A 15,111-nucleotide genomic window follows, 5' to 3' on the forward strand; every position below is an offset into this window, starting at 1 on the left:
CCCCCGGCCTGTGGCTGCGCCACCCCCATCCTCTGCCGCCGTCGCACCTGACAGTGCACACCGCACCGCTCCTGCTGTCCCTGGTGCTGTTCTCGGCCGGACTCCAGGTCCCCGTCCGCGCGCTGGGTGCCCTGCTGCGGCATCCGAAGGCCCTGCTCGCCGGCCTCGTGCTGCACCTGACGATCCCACTGGCGGTCGTGCCGTTCGTCGCCTTCCTCCTGCGGCGCACCCCGGACACCGACGGCGGCAGCGGACTGCTCACCGCGATGATCCTCGTCGTGGCGATGCCCGTCGCCGCCGGGGCGACCGTGTGGACCGACAAGGGCGAGGGAGATCAGCCGACGATGGTGGGCCTCGTCCTGGCCTCCACCCTCCTCAGCCCGCTGACCACCCCCGTGCTGCTGGCGACGCTGTCGCCGCTGCTCAGCGGCGGTTGCGCGCACACCCTCGCCGCCACCGGCCGGCTGGCCGAGAGTGGATTCGCCCTCACCACCGTGGTCCTTCCCTGCGCGGCGGGCCTGCTGGGCGCACTCGTCCTGCCCACGCGATGGCTGGGCCGCCTGGTCACGACGGTCGCGCCGTCGGCCATGGCCGGTTCGCTGGTCCTGACCTACGTCAACGCCAGCGGCGCCCTCGGATCCGTCCTCACCCGGCCACGCCCGCTGCTGTTCGCCGCTGCTCTGGCCGTGGCCGCCCTGGTCTGCCTGCTCTCCTTCGTTCTCGGCCGGGTCGCCGCCCACCTCCTGCGGCTGGAGGCGGGCGCCGCCTCGTCGCTGACGCTCGCCTGCGGCATGAACAACAGCAGCGCGAGCGCTGTACTGATCACCGCGTCCCTGCCCGACAAACCGCACCTGCTGCTGCCGGTCCTCGCCTACGGGCTGCTGCAGAAGACCGCCGCGAACCGGATCGTCACCCGGCTTCGACCGGCTCCCACCGCAGCAGGCACCTGAACGGTCCTCAGCCGCCGCCCTCGGAGCCGGGCTCCTCGCAGCGTACGGGGATGAGCAGGGTGAAGGCGGCTGGACGGCGGCCGGTCAGGGAGAGTCTGCCGCCCAGAGACACGGCCAAGTCGCGGGCGAGGGACAGGCCGATGCCGGAGCCCTCCCCCACGCCGGTGCGGCCGCGGTCGAACAGCTGGGACGCATCGCCGTCCACTGCGCCCTCGTCGGTCACATCGAAGGCGACGGCTTCCCCGAGGTCGCGGGCCGTGAAGCGCCCGTGGACGTGCGCGTTCTCCAGCAGGATGCCGAGGATCTCGGTGACGGGGGCGCCGAGGACGCGAACGTCGTCTCCCCGTCTCAAGGGCCCCTGCCTCCAGGCGTCTGCCGTCGCGGGCGAACAGTCCGTGCCAGCGCTCCTCGGTCTCGCGCAGCAGCTGTGACACGGGCGTATCCGGGGCGGGCTGAGTCCGAGCGTCGTCGTCCTGGGCGAGCCCCGCCTCCAGCGTCAGCTGAAGCCCGGTGAGCGGGGTGCGTAGCTGGTGGGAGGCGTTGGCGGTGAAGTCACGCTCGTGGCGCAGGAGTTCGGTCAGGCTGTGCAGCATCTCGTTGTGGGTCCGCGCGACCTGGTCGATCTCGGCGACGCTGCTGGGCGCGGCCCGGGCGTCACCTCCGTCAAGAACCCGCTCGTACCTCAACTGCGCGGGCAAGTAGCGGCTGTGGCTGGCGCAGTACCCGTACTCGGCCCATCCGGCCAGGTCGGAGCGATTGACGGTCTCGCGGGAGCGTCCGCACTCCACCGGCGTGGAGTCCACGATCTGCACGTTGTCGCTCCATACAGAGGTGTCGGTGGCCAGCAGCTGGGTCATCCGCCGCAGCAGCTCGGCGGCTTTGCGCAGGCGCTTGTTGTAGCCGGGCTGCTTGGGCGGGTACGGGAAGAGAGGCCGCAGGGGGGAACGGGCGTGGCGAAGCCACCCGGCCTCGGAGGTGAAGCCCAGCATGGCCTGCATCATCGCCAGTGTGACCAGCTCGGCATCGGTCAGTTGCGGAGCGACCCCGACGGCCGGACGCCAGGGCGCCAGATGCGGTGATGCCTTCAGCAGGTCGTCGGTCCTCACATCATCGGTCACATCCGTCCGCGTCTGCTCAGCAAGGCCAGCGCCACTCCTGGAACCCGGAGAGACCGGAGGTGAGGCTGACGATCAGGGCCACCAGTGTGCCGGCCGCGAAGAGCGTTCCGAGCGTGGCGAGGACGGGCAGGAGGCGGGTGGGTGTGATCAGCAGCGACAACGCGAGCAGCCCGGCCCCGATCGCGTTGAGCAGGAACAGCGTGCCGATCGCGTCCAGATATCGGTAGCCGTCGTACCAGAGGTGGAGGTGGATCGCGCCCATGGCCACGACCGTTCCCGCCGCGGCCAGCCGGAGGGCGATGAGCGCGGCCGTGCGCTCAGTAGCCATTGCCGTCGGTCGTGTTGGTGCCGTTGCCCGTTGAGGCGCTGCCGCCCACGGTGAGCTCGGTCTTCATGCCCAGGTCCTTGTGGCCGTCGACAGGGCAGTAGACCTGGTACTTGCCGTCCTTCAGCGAGACGGTGAGGTTCGCCGACTCCCCGGGGGCCAGCGTCCGCGTCTTCTGTTCCGTTCCGGTGCCCTCGATCTCCATGGCGTGGTCGTGATGGCCGTCGTTCTTGACGACGAAGGTGTAGGCACCCGCCTTCAACGTCTTCTTGGACAGCTGCATCTTGAAGTCGATCAGCTTCGCGTCCACCTGGGTGGTTCCCGGCTTGCCACTCTTTTCCGGGGCTGACGGTGACGCGCCGCCACCGTTGCCGCTTCCGCCCCCGCACGCCACGAGGATGCCCGCCAGTGCCCCGGCGGCCAGCCCGGGCCCGACGTTCCTGCGCACGAACGTCATGAGCGTCGTCGTCATGTCTCGGCCCTCCATGAGAAACCATTCCTGCCCAGAGATACGGACGGACCGCGCCAGGGGATTTCCGGCAAGCGGGAGAATGGGGCTGTGGTCCCGCGTGGAACTGGGGGAATCCGTTCGGCGAGGTTCGCCGTATCCACTGGTATGCGGAGATTGGGCCTACCCCTCGGACGGCTCTCGGACGAGGCGCTGCTGGCGGGAATGGCGGCCGGCGCCCCGGAGATCGCCCTCGCGTTCGTCCGCCGGTTCCAGCGCATGGTCTTCGGTATCGCCATCGCTGTCGTCGGCGACCCCCAGCTCGCCGAGGACATCGCCCAGCAGACCTTCGAAAGGGCTTGGCGTCATGCGCAGGTCTACGACTCCCGGCGTGGATCGGTGAAGACCTGGCTGGGGACCATCACGCACAACCTGGCGATCGACGCCGTCCGCGCGCGCAAGGCGACCCCGGTCTGCTCCGAGGACCTCGACGCTCTGCTTGGCATCGTGACCCGGACACCCGAACAGTGGGCACTGGCCGATGAGGCGGCATCCCGGATACGGGCCGCGGTGGCGGGCCTACCGCGCGAGCAGGCGCGGGCCGTGGTCATGGCCGGGATCTACGGGATGACCGCACAGCAGATCTCCGAGTTCGAAGGGATCCCCCTGGGCACGGCGAAGACACGGATCAGGACGGCGATGGGGAAACTGCGGACGGTTCTGGAACCCGAGCGAGCCGATCATGACTGACAGGGACTGCGAGTGGCTGAGGGCCGTCGCCGACGAGCTGGCTCTGGGTATCCTCCCCGGTCAGGAGCGTGCCGAGGCCATCGCCCACCTGGACGGCTGCCCCACCTGCCGGGAGCACGTCGAGCAGCTGACGCTCGTCGGAGACGGACTGCTCTCTCTCCTGCCGGGCAGCGAGCCGCCCGCCGGCTTCGAGACACGGGTGACGGACGGGCCGGGCCTGAACCGGCCGGCGCGACGGCGGCGACCACGGGCCGGCGTGGCGGTCGCGGCCGCCGCCGCGATCGCCCTCGGGTTCGGCTTCGGCGGCTGGGCCGTCGGAACGGCCATCGAGGGAGCGTCGGCTCCCTCCTCGCGGAGTTCGCAGCCCCCCGGCTCGGAGCACGGCCTGCTCACAGCGTCTCTGCTGGCCCCCGACCACCGCCCGGTGGGCCGGATCTTCGCCTATACCGCATCTCCGGGCTGGGTCTACATGTCGGTCCACTTCAGCCGGGCCGGGTCCGCATCCGACTCCCAGGCCAGGGACGGGTCCGCATCCGACTCACAGGCCGGAGACGAGTCCGAGGCCGCAGGCTCGCGCGACGGATACCCGGAGGCGGGAAAGGTCAGCTGCCGACTGGAGCGTACGGACGGCACGTCGGTCCACATCGGGGAGTTCTCCCTCGACGACGCCGGCCGGGGCTACTGGGGAGCACCCACGCGTGTCGACCCGGACACGGTGTCCGGTGCCCGGCTGCTGACCGCGGACGGCTCCGTACTGGCTACGGCCCACTTCCACGCACGGCAGAACCAGTGACCGCAGATCACCCCTCATGCCCGGTCCGGTTCGGTCAGTGGCGCCAGACGCGGCGTCCGGAGTAGCCGCGGCCGCCGAACTCCTCGTGGCGGGCCACGAGCCGCTGCACGCGCTCCGTCTCGTCGATCTCGCAGAACCGGACCTCGTCGAGCCGGGGACGGACACGCGCCCCCTTGGAATTGATCATCTAGTCCTCGACGTCGTGGCCCGACGCTGCACGCTGCACGACGCGGACATCGACTTGCGTCCCAAGGAGTTCGACCTGCTTGCCGTCCTGGCACGGCATGCGGGGGAGGCCGTCTCCCGGGAAACCCTGATGGCCGAGGTCTGGGACGAGAACTGGTTCGGCTCCACCAAGACCCTCGACGTCACCATGGCCGGCCTGCGCCGCCGCCTCACCGAGGCCGCCGACGCCTCGGTCAAACCCCGGCAGCAGCGAGCAGGCCGCCGGTCTTCCCGGCCGCCGCTCATCGGGTTCAGTCCGCGTTGGGCCGGGCGAGGCCGTGGTCGTAGGCGAAGATCACGGCCTGGATCCGGTCGCGGGCTCCGATCTTGGCCAGGACGCGGCCGACGTGGGTCTTGACGGTCGACTCGGAGAGCACGAACCGGGCGGCGATCTCGCCATTGGTCCAGCCCTTGCCGACGGCGACGAGGATCTCCCGTTCGCGGTCGGTGAGGGCCCCGAGCCTCGGGTCCTCGGCGGCGTCACCCCGGTGGGCGGGGACGTACTGGGCGAACTCGTCCAGGAGGCGGCGGGTGAGGGCGGGCGCGATGACGGCGTCACCGACGGCGACCGCGCGGATCCCGGCGAGGAGCTCGTCGGGGCGCGCGTCCTTGAGGAGGAACCCGCTGGCCCCGGCCCGGATCGCGGCGTGGACGTATTCGTCGAGGTCGAACGTCGTGAGCACGAGGACGCGTGAGCGGCCACCGGCGGCGACGATGCGGCGGGTCGCCTCGATGCCGTCCATGCCGGGCATCCGGACATCCATCAGGACGACGTCCGGGCGCAGTTCGGCGGCCTTGCGCACGGCCTCCGCGCCGTGGGCGGCCTCACCGACGACGTCGGTCTCGGGGACGGAGTCCAGGAGCAGGTGGAAGCCGTAGCGTTGCAGGGGCTGGTCGTCCACGACGAGGACGGTGGTCACCGGTCACCGCCGCTTGCGGGTGTGAGGTCGAGGACGGCCTCGACGCTCCATCCTCCGCCGTCCGTCGGTCCCGCGCTGACGGTGCCTCCATACAGAGCGGCTCTTTCTCGCATGCCCACCAGGCCGTGCCCTTCCTCGTTCGGCGGTCCGGATGGTGTGGCCGGGCCGGTGTCCTGGACCCGGATGCTCAGCCGGGTGTCCGTCACGGCGACCGCCAGGCGCACCCGGGCGTCGTCGGCGGCGTGCTTCATGGTGTTGGTGAGGGCTTCCTGGACGATGCGGTACACCGTCAGCTGCACCCCGCTGTCCAGGGCGTCCACGTCGCCGGAGGTCCGGTAGAGGACCTCCAGTCCGGCGGCGCGCACCTTGGCGCACAACGCTTCGAGGTCTGCGATGCCGGGCTGCGGGCTGAGTTCGGGCCCGTCCGGGGGACCGTCCGCCGCCTCGCGCAGCACCCCGAGCACGCGCCGCAGCTCGCCGAGGGCCTGCCGGCCGGTGTCGCCGATGAGCTGCAGGGCCTCCTTGCCTCGTGCGGGTTGGATGTCCGTGGCGTAGGCGCCGGCGTCGGCGAGCGTGATGATGACGGACAGGTTGTGGCCGACGATGTCGTGCATCTCGCGGGCGACCCGGGTGCGTTCGGTGGCCGTGGCCAGCCTGCTGCGCTGGTCGCGCTCGATCTCCAGCCGGGCGGCCCTCTCCCGTAGTCCGGCGAGCTGGGCCCGGCGGATCCGGACCATCATGCCGAGCGCGAGCGCCGCGGTCGCCGTGCTCAGCAGGAAGAACAGCGCGTCCCAGACGGACACGACCGAGGACGCGCGGACCGCGACCAGCACCATCGCACCCGCCATGACCGCACAGGCCCACGGCAGCTGCCGCAGCCGCCCGTGCAGGGCCAGGCTGTACAGCGCGACGAAGAGGGCGACGTCCGCGCGCAGCGCCGCGCCCAGGGACCACTGCAGGACGAACACCGCGGCGATCACGCCGAACGCCACCTCGGGCTTGCGCCGCCGCCACAGCAGCGGCAGTACCAGGCCGGCCTGCAGGGCCAGCATGCCCGCCACGGGCAGGTGGGTGAAGGCGAGCCGGAAACGGGGCGGGCTGTCGCCGTCGTCCACACCGCCGTGGATCAGATCGGGCAGGCAGAACATCAGGAAGACCAGGACGACGACCGCGGTGTCCAGCACCCAGGGACGTGTCCGGTCGGCATGGCGCAGCCGCTGGCCGCCCCGGGACAGCCGGGCGACCAGCGGTCCCATCCCGCTGAGGTCATCGCTGGTCACGGACGTCACCTGTCCATGATGCGGCCGTCAGACGTCACTGCGCACGAGCCGGTACGCCGCGCCGCCCAGCGCCAGCACCGTCCAGCACAGGAACACCAGCAGTCCGGCGCCCGGCGACAGGGTCGTGGAGTCGTGGGTCAGGGCGAACATCGCCTCCCCCGCGTTGGACGGCAGGTAGGGGCTGATGTCGTTCTGCCAGGAGCTCGGCAGCAGTGAGATCAGTCCGGGGATCAGCATCAGGGTGGCCACCAGGACCGAGATCCCGCCGGCCACCGACCGCAGCAGTGCGCCCAGGGCGGCGCCGATCACCCCGACCAGGCCGAGGTAGAGTCCTGCGCCCAGCAGGCTGCGCAGGACACCCGCGTGCGAGAGGCTCATGGCCGCGGGTGTGCCGGAGACGATTCCGCTCCCGATCAGGAAGGTGACGAACGCGCCCAGCATCCCCACCACCAGCGCGACCAGCCCGAACACGGCCGCCTTGGACCACAGCACGGGCAGTCGGCGGGGCACCGCCGCCAGCGTCGAGCGAATCATGCCGGTCGAGTACTCCCCCGCCGTGATCAGCACGCCGAGCACGCCCAGGGCCAGCTGGGCGAAGTTCGTACCGAACAGAGACAGGCTCACGGTCGTCGAATCGGCGAAGTCCGAGTCGAGGTTGCCGGAGTCGATCCCCGACTTGTAGCGGCTCGCGGCGATGAGGCCGAAGGCCACCAGGAACAGCAGGCCCAGGCCCAGGGTGATCCAGGTCGAGCGCAGGGACCACAGCTTGGCCCACTCCGAGGCCAGCACGCGCCGTCCGGTCACCCGGTAGGCGGGTCGGGCGGGGGTGGTCCGGGGCTCCTCGGCGGTTGCGGTGAGGGTGCTCATGCGAGCCTCCCGAGGGTCTCGATGCCGGCCGTGGAGCCGTGGTACTCCACGGCATCCCTGGTCAGGTCCATGAATGCCTCCTCCAGCGACACGGTCCGCGCGCTCAGCTCGAACAGGGCGATCCCGCGCTCGGCCGCCTTCAACCCGATCTCACGGGCGGTCAGCCCGGTCACCTGCAGCTCCTCCGAGCCGATCCGCCCGGTGACCTCGACGCCCGGCCCGGCCAGAACGTCCCGCAGCCGCGCCGGGTCCTGCGTCACCACCTTCACCGCGTCCCCGCCCGCCTCGCGAATGAGCTCCGCGACGGTCGTGTCGGCCAGCAGCCGGCCGCGCCCCACGATGATCAGATGGTCCGCCACCAGGGCCATCTCGCTCATCAGGTGCGAGGACACGAACACCGTCCGGCCTTCGTCGGCGAGCCCCTTGAGCAGGTTGCGGATCCAGAGCACACCCTCCGGGTCCAGCCCGTTGACCGGCTCGTCCAGCATCACCGTCTGCGGATCGCCCAGCAGCGCCGCGGCGATGCCGAGCCGCTGGCCCATGCCGAGGGAGAAGGCACCGGCCCGCTTCTTCGCCACGCTGCCGAGACCGGCGAGGTCGATGACCTCGTCGACCCGTCGGCCCGGAATGCCATGCGTCAGTGCGAGGGCCCTGAGGTGGTTGTACGCCGAGCGGCCCGGGTGGATCGACTTCGCCTCCAGGAGCGCGCCGACCTCCTGCAGCGGCGCCTGGTGGCGGGCGTAGTGGTGGCCGTTCACGGTGACGGAGCCGCTGGTCGGGGCATCGAGGCCGACGATCATGCGCATGGTCGTGGACTTGCCCGCGCCGTTGGGCCCCAGAAAGCCGGTCACCGTGCCCGGCTTCACGACGAAGTCCAGCCCGTCGACGGCCGTCTTCTCCCCGTACCTCTTGGTCAACTGCCGTGCGTCGATCATGCGCGTTCTCTCTGTCGGCCTCCGGCGTCCGTCACTTCGACGCCGCACCGGCAACGCTAGGTGCCGAATCACCCCGATCCGGTGGTACCGGGAGGCTGATCTGCGCCGTCCGCGTGGTACCGCGGTACTACGCGCCCACCTGCGCTGCCTTCCGTGTTCGCCGGCCCCACGGCCGTCACAGCAGGCGCCCTCCCAGCGCCTGCGGCGCACCGGGTCCGCTCTCGACCAGGCTCTCGCCGTCCGACGCGGCGTCGGCCAGTACCCGCGTGTCACAGAGGCCCCAGAAAGGCGCTCGTCATGACGTGCGGCGTGCGGCGCAGGGAGGCGGGACCAGCGGCTCTGCGCTCGCGCTGGGGCACCGCTCGCCAGGCGCGGCCAGGACGCCAAGGGGCGCCGCTAGGAGCGACGTCGAGTCTCGGATTCCGTCGGCATCGGCCGGGATCACAGGACGGAGCGGCGGGCCAACAGCGCGAGCACCAACAGGCCCGGGGAACAGTGGCAGCCAGGCCGTCAGCAGCCGGTAGCCGAAGACCGCCGACAGGGCCGCGGCTCCCGGCACCCCGGCCGCGGTGAGCGTCAGCATGAGCGCCGCGTCCAGCGAGCCCAGACCGCCCGGGGTGGGCAGCAGTACGACGGCGCCGCTGGCAAGGAGGTAACGCCGGCGGCCGACGGCGGTCGGGGACCGCGCGTCCACCGCCCGCGCCCTCGCTCGGGCAGCGCTCGCGGCCGGCCGCCGGGAGCCGCCGCACGGACTCGGCTTCACCGACCGCGCGGTCTCCCGCCGTATCGCCGCTCTCCAGGCCGCCCCACTCCCGCGCCTGTGGCCGCTGGCGGCGGTCGTTCTGGCTCCCGGCGCCCTCACCGCGCTGGGCGCCGCCGACGCAACCGGCGACCTGCTCCGGCTGCTGGAGCCGGTCCTCGCCTGAGGATGATCACGCGGCGGGCCGGTTGCGCATCCGGCGGTGGGCCGCCGGGGCCGAACCCGTCAGGGAGCCTCCTCGCCCTGGGCGACCTCGACCTCGTGGTGGAAGTCGACGACACCTGCCGCTCCGGCGGCGACGGACAGGACCGTGCAAACCACGAGGAGGAACGCGGTACGGCGGGTGGTGCGCGGGCGCGTCCGGGTGGGTGCGAGAAGCGCCGCGACGCGTTGCGGCACCGGTCCGGTCGTCGCCGCGGGTGCGAAGTCGGGACGCGTGGAGGGGGAGGCGTTTCCGGCGAGGGCGGCGCGGGCGATGGCCGTGGCGATCAGGCGCCGGTCTCCGGTGAGCTCGGCGGCGGCCTCGTCGGCGGCCCGCTCGGCGGCGAACCGGATGGTGGCGCGGGTGGCGCGCAGGGCGGGGTGGCAGTGGGCGGCGAGTTCGGCGGCGGCCAGGAAGTAGTGGTGACCGGCACGGTTGTGGGCGCGCTCGTGGGCGAAGAGGGCCTCGCGCTCGGCGGATCCCAGGCTGCGCAGCATGGCGGTGGTGACGACGATGCGGTGGGGCCGGCCGGGCAGAGCGTACGCGTCCGGATCGGGCGATTCGATCACGCACAGGTCACCTGCGGCGGGGCGGCGGTCGGCCTGCGTGCGGGCGGTGCGGAAGGCGCGGGTCTGCCGGAAGGCCGAGCGCACCAGGGTCCAGACGCTGAGGGTGAGCACCCCGGTGGCCGCCATGGCGGCCGGGAGGACGAAGTAGTCCGAGGGGGTCCGCAGGGGGTGGACGAGCTCGCCGAGGGCGGCGAAGGCGGGGAGTTTGAGCAGTCCGGTCAGGACGAGGGCGCCGAGGGCGGCGACGCAGGCTCCCGCCAGCGCCAGGGCCGAGGCGGTGAGGACCCACAGCGCGGTGGCGGGGGCCAGGCGGTCGAGAGTTCGGCGTCCCAGCGTCGGCGCGAGGAAGGGAAGTATCAGCGGCAGGAGCAGCAGAGCGGTCATCAATCGTCCCCCTCCAGGAGCCGGCGCAGGTGCTGCTCGTCGCCGGGACTGAGCTGGGCCACGAAGCGGGCCAGGACCGTCTCCCGGTCGGTGTCCCGGTCGAGTTCGGTGTGCATGCGCCGGGCGGTCAGGCCGGGCGCGTCCTGGACGGGGAAGTAGGCGTAGCCGCGCCCCTGCCTCTCCCGGTCGACGACGCCCTTCTCGTGCAATCGGGTCAGTATCGTCGCCACCGTCGTCCGGGCCAGGCCGGAGCCGAGCTCGGCCTGCACCCGCCCGGGCGTGAGCGGGGCCCCGGCGGCCCACAGCGCGGCCATGACGGCGGCCTCGAGCTCGCCGGCCGGCCGCCTCTCGTCCCTCGCGTCCTTCATGGGAACGTTCCTCACTCCGCCATCGTCTACAGTTCAGTAGACCGACTACAAGATTGTAGTCAGTCGTCGGATGCCGCTATGCCGCCGTTCCGCCCCATCCGACAGTCCGGAAGAACGATGAAGGGGCTCCCGACGATGACCACAGCCATGCACCTATCGTCGCAGCTCGCCGTCAATGTGCTGGACGCCCGGTCGCTGCTGGCCGCCTTCGGCGTGCTGGGCGTGGGCGTGGTGCTGTTCGCCGAGACCGGGCTGTTGATCGGCTTCTTCCTGCCGGGCGATTCCCTGCTGTTCACAGCCGGTCTGCTGTGCACGGGCGCCGACGACCGCGGTCTGAAACTGTCCCTCGCCCCTCTCCTGATCGCCGCGGCGGTGGGAGCGCTGGCCGGCGCACAGTGCGGATACTTCCTGGGCCGAAGAGCGGGCGGCACCGTGCTCGCCCGCAGCCACTCGCCCCGCCTGCACGAGGGGGCGAGACGCGCGGAGGAGCTGCTGGCGCGCTACGGGTACGCGAAGGCGATCGTCCTGGCCCGCTTCGTTCCGGTGGTGCGCACGGTCCTGAACCCGATGGCGGGCGCGCTGCGGGTGCCGGTGCGGACGTTCACCGTGTGGCAGGTGACCGGCGGACTGGTGTGGAGCCTGGGCCTCACGCTGGCGGGCTACGCGCTGGGCTCCTCGGTGCCGAACGTGGACCGGTATCTGCTGCCGATCGTCGCGGTGATCGTGGCCCTGTCGCTGATCCCGGTCGTCTCCGAGGTGTACCGCTCGCGCCGGGACGCGAAGGCGAAGGAGGCACGCGGATGATCCTCGCGTTCGACGGCTCGTCGGTCGACGGCTCGGCCTACACCGGCGTGGTGAACCTCGCCCGGCACGCTCCCGCGTGGCTGGACGACACGGTGTCGGCGTGGTCGACGTATGGCCTGGCCCTGTTCGCGGTCCTCACGGCCGTCGGCTGGTGGCGCGCTCGGCGAGTGGACGCCGCGGCGTCGGTGACGGCGCTCGCCGTGCCGTTCGTCGTGGTCGCCGGGTACGGGGTGGACGCGGTGCTCAAGCTGCTGGTGCGCGAGGACCGACCCTGCCAGAGCCTGCGGGTGACCACGCTGGAGGCGTGTCCGTCACCCGGCGACTGGTCCTTCCCCAGCAACCACGCGGCCATCGCCGCCGCTGCGGCCGTCGCCCTGCTGTTCGTCTCCCGCCGACTCGGCGCGGTCGCCGCTGTGGCCGCCTGCGCGATGGCGCTCTCACGTGTGTGGGTGGGCGCGCACTACCCCCACGACGTGCTGGCAGGTGTCGTGGTGGGCGCTGCCGCCGCCCTGCTCGCCATGTCGGCACTGCGCGGGCGTGCGCAGGACGTCGCGCTGAGGCTCGCGGCCACCCGTCTGCGTCCGCTGCTGGTGGTTTCGTGAAGCGCGGCGAGGTCGCCGAACTGGCCGGCAGCTGCGGACTCGGAGCGTGGACGGCCTTCGGCGTGCTGACCATGGTCGTGGTGGGCCACGACGGCATACCGCTGTTCGCGGACGCCGACCTCCTCTCGTGGTCCGTCGGCCGCCGGCCCGACGTGGCGGTGGCGTTCGCCCGCGGGCTGACCGACACCGGGACCGGTGTCATCCCGTACGCGCTGGCGGTGCTGGCCGCGCTCATCGCGGGGCGCACCCTGCGGCAGCGCGCGCTCGCCGTCGCGCTCTGTCTGGGCTGCCTCGGGGCGGGCCAGGCGCTGCGGTACGCGGTGATGGCGCTCGTCGCACGGCCGCGACCACCCTTGGCGGACTGGGCGACGCATGCCTCGGGATGGGCGTTCCCGTCCGGTCACACCACCACGGCGGCCCTCACCGCGGGACTGCTGATCATCGCCGTCCGCGTGCGCGGGCCGCGCGGCACGACCCGGCTCACCCTGGTCATCGGCGGCTGGGGCACGTCGGTCGGCCTGACCCGCGTCTACCTCGGAGTGCACTGGTTCACCGACGTCGTCGGCGGCTGGCTGTTCGCCCTCGGGTGGGTTGGCCTGTGCCTGAGCGCCGTGGCCCGATGGCTTCCCGACCGATGGACCCCCGGCGCGACGGACACGGACGCGGACTCGGCGCGCGGGACGGCAGAACCGACGGGCAGCACAGCAGGGGGCCGAACGCACACGGCACTGGAACAGACGGACGTGGCACGAGAGCAGAGGGAGGACCATGCGCCAGACGATCCTGGTCGTCGAGGACGATCACGCCCTGCGTGACGTGCTGATGCGCGGACTGCGCGACGAGGACTTCGACCCCGTGCCCGCACCGGACGGCGCCACCGCCCTACGACTGGCCACTGCCGACATCTCCGCCGCCGTGCTCGATATCGGGCTGCCCGACGCCGACGGACGGGACGTGTGCCAGGCGATGCGCGCGAACGGATTCCTCTCCCCCGTCATCTTCCTGACCGCCCACCACCGGCTGAGCGACCGGCTGTCCGGGTTCTCGGCCGGAGGGGACGACTACCTGCCCAAGCCGTTCCACCTCACCGAACTCGCGGCCCGCCTGCGGGCAGCCCTCAAACGGGCCGCACCACCGCATGCCGCCACAGCCGGAGACCTGGCACTGGACGCAGTCCGGCACGTGGTCAGCGTCCGAGGCGCCCGAGTCGACCTGACACCGACCGAGTTCCGTCTCCTGGCGGCGCTCATGGCGGCTTCCGGCGGCATCGTGCGCCGTCGCGAGCTGGTCCGGGCAGCCTGGCCCGAGGGCGCCCAGGTCCACGAAAACACCCTCGACCAGTATCTGACCCGCCTGCGCCGAAAACTGCGCGCAGCAGGCAGCGACCGGACCATCGGCACGGCACGCGGGATCGGCCACCGGCTGTCATGAGCGGCACCCGCCACCGGCTGCGGCCCGCCACGACCGCCTTCCTCCACCGTCTGGCGCCCCGCACGCTGCGCGGCCGGCTCTCCCTCGTGGCCCTCACCACGGCCGCGCTGCTGATGCTGGTCCTCACCGTCGCCTTCAACGCCGTGGCCCAGCACCGCCTCCAGGACCAGGCGGACGACGAACTGCGCACCCGCGCCGCCGCCGTCGCGACGACCATCGACACCACCGGCACGACCGTACGTGTCCTGGAGACCTCCAACGACGCCCTCCTCGACACGAACGTGTGGATCTACGCCGGCGGATCCCTGCTGGAAGAGCCGCCGAACGCCGGCCGCCTCACTCGCGTCGCCGACGCCCTCGCCGGGCGCGGCGGGCGGCGGTGCGTCACCGCCGAGGTGGACGGCCCTCTCCGGCTGTGCTCGCAGCCGGTGTCCGCGGACAAAACCCGGGCTCTGGTGGTCACCGCGCTCGACCTCTCCCCCTACCGGAGTTCGGCCGACACCCTGCTCCTGGGATCGCTCGCGCTGGACGTCACGATGCTCGCCTGCACCTACGCCCTGACCCGGCTGGCGGTAGGCCGCGCGCTGCGCCCGGTCCGCACGATGACCGACCAGGCCACACAGTGGAGCGCCGTCGCCTCCGAAGAACGCTTCGGCCATACGCGACACCCGGCCGAACTCGCGCGCCTCGGTACATCGCTGGACGCCATACTGGACCGCATCCGCACCCTTCTGCGCCACGAGCGGCAGCTCACCGGGGAACTCTCGCACGAGCTGCGCACACCCCTGAGCCGGATCATCGCCGAACTCGACTGGTGGCAGGCCCGCCCCCGCACCGCCGACCAGACCCACGCCACCCACAAGGTCATCGCGGAAGCCGCCCAGTCCATGCGCACCATCTGCGACACCCTCCTCGACGACGCCCGCGACGGCACACTCACCGATCCCGGCACCGCCGAGGTCCTCCCCACGCTGCGACGCCTCATCGAAGTCCTCGACGGGTCGAGTCACTTGACGGTCGCCGCTGACGGCCCGCCTCTGAAGGCCGGAGTCCCACCCGCCCTCCTCGAACGCATCGTCAGCCCGCTCCTGACCAACGCTTGCCGATACGCCCGCTCCAACATCGCCGTCCGCACCTACCGCGCACCCGACGGCGTACGCATCGACGTCATCGACGACGGCCCCGGCGTACCGCCCCCGTTCGCCGGACAGCTCTTCGAGCCCGGCCGGCGCGCGGATCCCGGCGACGGACACAGCGGAGCGGGCCTGGGACTGCCGCTGGCGCGACGCCTGGCCCGCTCCGCCGGCGGCGACGTGACGTACGACCCCGAACACACCCCCGGGGCACGGTTCGTGGTCAGCCTGCCGGCCGGGTGACCAC

Annotated in this window: 18 protein-coding genes and 4 pseudogenes; 9 read left to right on the forward strand and 13 right to left on the reverse strand. The window is 72.1% G+C overall.

Annotated elements, in window-relative coordinates:
* Positions 1 to 950 (forward strand): bile acid:sodium symporter family protein (locus CCL05_RS03250; RefSeq protein ID WP_086558959.1); only part of this gene is annotated, 950 nt, incomplete at its 5' end.
* A gap of 7 nt (positions 951 to 957) precedes the next feature.
* Here CCL05_RS03250 and CCL05_RS45845 read toward each other — a convergent pair.
* The 5 genes and pseudogenes from CCL05_RS45845 to CCL05_RS03270 form a co-directional block, all read right to left on the reverse strand.
* The gene (locus tag CCL05_RS45845) at positions 958 to 1,302 is read right to left on the reverse strand and encodes an ATP-binding protein (RefSeq protein WP_244204144.1); all 345 of its coding nucleotides are present in this window, start codon (positions 1,300 to 1,302) and stop codon (positions 958 to 960) included.
* Between the two features lie 145 nt (positions 1,303 to 1,447).
* Positions 1,448 to 1,543 (reverse strand): annotated as a pseudogene (locus CCL05_RS45850) (histidine kinase dimerization/phospho-acceptor domain-containing protein); the annotation flags it as partial.
* Between the two features lie 105 nt (positions 1,544 to 1,648).
* Positions 1,649 to 2,068 (reverse strand): annotated as a pseudogene (locus CCL05_RS45855) (transposase family protein); the annotation flags it as partial.
* 16 nt (positions 2,069 to 2,084) lie between these two features.
* Positions 2,085 to 2,396 (reverse strand): hypothetical protein, encoded by a 312-nt coding sequence (locus CCL05_RS03265; protein ID WP_086558960.1) that lies wholly within the window; start codon positions 2,394 to 2,396, stop codon positions 2,085 to 2,087.
* Positions 2,386 to 2,865, reverse strand: a complete 480-nt coding sequence (locus CCL05_RS03270; RefSeq protein ID WP_086559012.1) for a cupredoxin domain-containing protein — start codon at positions 2,863 to 2,865, stop codon at positions 2,386 to 2,388. The genes CCL05_RS03265 and CCL05_RS03270 overlap by 11 nt, the downstream gene beginning before the upstream one ends.
* 144 nt (positions 2,866 to 3,009) lie before the next feature.
* Between CCL05_RS03270 and CCL05_RS03275 the strand changes: the two genes are divergently transcribed.
* Positions 3,010 to 3,591, forward strand: a complete 582-nt coding sequence (locus CCL05_RS03275; protein ID WP_086558961.1) for an RNA polymerase sigma factor — start codon at positions 3,010 to 3,012, stop codon at positions 3,589 to 3,591.
* Positions 3,584 to 4,384: a zf-HC2 domain-containing protein gene (locus CCL05_RS03280; protein WP_086558962.1), complete on the forward strand. Its 801-nt coding sequence runs from the start codon at positions 3,584 to 3,586 to the stop codon at positions 4,382 to 4,384. The genes CCL05_RS03275 and CCL05_RS03280 overlap by 8 nt, the downstream gene beginning before the upstream one ends.
* Positions 4,385 to 4,418: 34 nt before the next feature.
* Here the strand turns inward: CCL05_RS03280 and CCL05_RS44695 are convergent, their stop codons facing one another.
* Positions 4,419 to 4,571 carry a hypothetical protein gene (locus tag CCL05_RS44695; RefSeq protein ID WP_158102412.1) on the reverse strand — a complete coding sequence of 51 codons (153 nt, stop codon included), beginning with the start codon at positions 4,569 to 4,571 and terminating at the stop codon, positions 4,419 to 4,421.
* On the opposite strand from CCL05_RS44695, the pseudogene CCL05_RS03285 reads away from it, so the two are divergent.
* Positions 4,569 to 4,811 (forward strand): annotated as a pseudogene (locus tag CCL05_RS03285) (winged helix-turn-helix domain-containing protein); the annotation flags it as partial. The gene CCL05_RS44695 and the pseudogene CCL05_RS03285 sit on opposite strands and share 3 nt — an antisense overlap.
* A gap of 49 nt (positions 4,812 to 4,860) precedes the next feature.
* On the opposite strand, the gene CCL05_RS03290 reads toward CCL05_RS03285, so the two are convergent.
* From CCL05_RS03290 to CCL05_RS03325, 7 genes and pseudogenes are all read right to left on the reverse strand, one after another.
* Positions 4,861 to 5,529, reverse strand: a complete 669-nt coding sequence (locus tag CCL05_RS03290; protein WP_086558963.1) for a response regulator — start codon at positions 5,527 to 5,529, stop codon at positions 4,861 to 4,863.
* Entirely contained in the window at positions 5,526 to 6,809 is a 1,284-nt protein-coding gene (locus CCL05_RS03295; RefSeq protein WP_167409496.1) for a sensor histidine kinase, read from the reverse strand. The genes CCL05_RS03290 and CCL05_RS03295 overlap by 4 nt, the downstream gene beginning before the upstream one ends.
* A 27-nt stretch (positions 6,810 to 6,836) precedes the next feature.
* The gene (locus CCL05_RS03300) at positions 6,837 to 7,676 is read right to left on the reverse strand and encodes a hypothetical protein (RefSeq protein WP_086558965.1); all 840 of its coding nucleotides are present in this window, start codon (positions 7,674 to 7,676) and stop codon (positions 6,837 to 6,839) included.
* A complete protein-coding gene (locus CCL05_RS03305; protein WP_086558966.1) occupies positions 7,673 to 8,611 on the reverse strand; it encodes an ABC transporter ATP-binding protein in 939 nt (312 codons plus the stop codon). Before CCL05_RS03305 ends, CCL05_RS03300 begins: the two co-directional genes overlap by 4 nt.
* 441 nt (positions 8,612 to 9,052) lie before the next feature.
* A pseudogene (locus CCL05_RS03310) lies at positions 9,053 to 9,266 on the reverse strand (lysylphosphatidylglycerol synthase domain-containing protein); the annotation flags it as partial.
* Positions 9,267 to 9,596: 330 nt separating this feature from the next.
* Positions 9,597 to 10,526, reverse strand: coding sequence for a M48 family metalloprotease (locus tag CCL05_RS03320; protein ID WP_086558967.1), 930 nt, complete (start codon positions 10,524 to 10,526; stop codon positions 9,597 to 9,599).
* Positions 10,526 to 10,894 carry a BlaI/MecI/CopY family transcriptional regulator gene (locus CCL05_RS03325; protein ID WP_086558968.1) on the reverse strand — a complete coding sequence of 123 codons (369 nt, stop codon included), beginning with the start codon at positions 10,892 to 10,894 and terminating at the stop codon, positions 10,526 to 10,528. Before CCL05_RS03325 ends, CCL05_RS03320 begins: the two co-directional genes overlap by 1 nt.
* A 135-nt stretch (positions 10,895 to 11,029) precedes the next feature.
* Between CCL05_RS03325 and CCL05_RS03330 the strand changes: the two genes are divergently transcribed.
* From CCL05_RS03330 to CCL05_RS03350, 5 genes are read left to right on the forward strand one after another with little or no spacing between them, the layout of a single operon-like run.
* Complete coding sequence (locus CCL05_RS03330; protein ID WP_167409497.1) at positions 11,030 to 11,698, forward strand: DedA family protein; 669 nt, start codon at positions 11,030 to 11,032, stop codon at positions 11,696 to 11,698.
* Positions 11,695 to 12,300, forward strand: coding sequence for a phosphatase PAP2 family protein (locus tag CCL05_RS03335; protein ID WP_086558970.1), 606 nt, complete (start codon positions 11,695 to 11,697; stop codon positions 12,298 to 12,300). Before CCL05_RS03330 ends, CCL05_RS03335 begins: the two co-directional genes overlap by 4 nt.
* Positions 12,297 to 13,115 carry a phosphatase PAP2 family protein gene (locus CCL05_RS03340; RefSeq protein WP_086558971.1) on the forward strand — a complete coding sequence of 273 codons (819 nt, stop codon included), beginning with the start codon at positions 12,297 to 12,299 and terminating at the stop codon, positions 13,113 to 13,115. Before CCL05_RS03335 ends, CCL05_RS03340 begins: the two co-directional genes overlap by 4 nt.
* On the forward strand, positions 13,069 to 13,731 hold the full coding sequence (locus CCL05_RS03345; RefSeq protein WP_086558972.1) for a response regulator transcription factor: 663 nt from the start codon (positions 13,069 to 13,071) through the stop codon (positions 13,729 to 13,731). The genes CCL05_RS03340 and CCL05_RS03345 overlap by 47 nt, the downstream gene beginning before the upstream one ends.
* Positions 13,728 to 15,107: a sensor histidine kinase gene (locus CCL05_RS03350; RefSeq protein ID WP_086558973.1), complete on the forward strand. Its 1,380-nt coding sequence runs from the start codon at positions 13,728 to 13,730 to the stop codon at positions 15,105 to 15,107. Before CCL05_RS03345 ends, CCL05_RS03350 begins: the two co-directional genes overlap by 4 nt.
* Positions 15,108 to 15,111 lie beyond the last annotated feature (4 nt).

Source organism: Streptomyces africanus, from assembly GCF_002150735.1.
GTDB lineage: Bacteria > Actinomycetota > Actinomycetes > Streptomycetales > Streptomycetaceae > Streptomyces > Streptomyces africanus.

What these genes read in the sequence shown, in the direction of transcription:
- CCL05_RS03265 (WP_086558960.1), bottom strand. Translation starts at nt 2,396, where the DNA reads ATGGCTACTGAGCGCACGGCCGCGCTCATCGCCCTCCGGCTGGCCGCG.
- CCL05_RS03270 (WP_086559012.1), bottom strand. Translation starts at nt 2,865, where the DNA reads ATGACGACGACGCTCATGACGTTCGTGCGCAGGAACGTCGGGCCCGGG.
- CCL05_RS03275 (WP_086558961.1), top strand. Translation starts at nt 3,010, where the DNA reads ATGCGGAGATTGGGCCTACCCCTCGGACGGCTCTCGGACGAGGCGCTG.
- CCL05_RS03280 (WP_086558962.1), top strand. Translation starts at nt 3,584, where the DNA reads ATGACTGACAGGGACTGCGAGTGGCTGAGGGCCGTCGCCGACGAGCTG.
- CCL05_RS44695 (WP_158102412.1), bottom strand. Translation starts at nt 4,571, where the DNA reads ATGATCAATTCCAAGGGGGCGCGTGTCCGTCCCCGGCTCGACGAGGTC.
- CCL05_RS03300 (WP_086558965.1), bottom strand. Translation starts at nt 7,676, where the DNA reads ATGAGCACCCTCACCGCAACCGCCGAGGAGCCCCGGACCACCCCCGCC.
- CCL05_RS03305 (WP_086558966.1), bottom strand. Translation starts at nt 8,611, where the DNA reads ATGATCGACGCACGGCAGTTGACCAAGAGGTACGGGGAGAAGACGGCC.
- CCL05_RS03320 (WP_086558967.1), bottom strand. Translation starts at nt 10,526, where the DNA reads ATGACCGCTCTGCTGCTCCTGCCGCTGATACTTCCCTTCCTCGCGCCG.
- CCL05_RS03325 (WP_086558968.1), bottom strand. Translation starts at nt 10,894, where the DNA reads ATGAAGGACGCGAGGGACGAGAGGCGGCCGGCCGGCGAGCTCGAGGCC.
- CCL05_RS03330 (WP_167409497.1), top strand. Translation starts at nt 11,030, where the DNA reads ATGACCACAGCCATGCACCTATCGTCGCAGCTCGCCGTCAATGTGCTG.
- CCL05_RS03335 (WP_086558970.1), top strand. Translation starts at nt 11,695, where the DNA reads ATGATCCTCGCGTTCGACGGCTCGTCGGTCGACGGCTCGGCCTACACC.
- CCL05_RS03345 (WP_086558972.1), top strand. Translation starts at nt 13,069, where the DNA reads ATGCGCCAGACGATCCTGGTCGTCGAGGACGATCACGCCCTGCGTGAC.
- CCL05_RS03350 (WP_086558973.1), top strand. Translation starts at nt 13,728, where the DNA reads ATGAGCGGCACCCGCCACCGGCTGCGGCCCGCCACGACCGCCTTCCTC.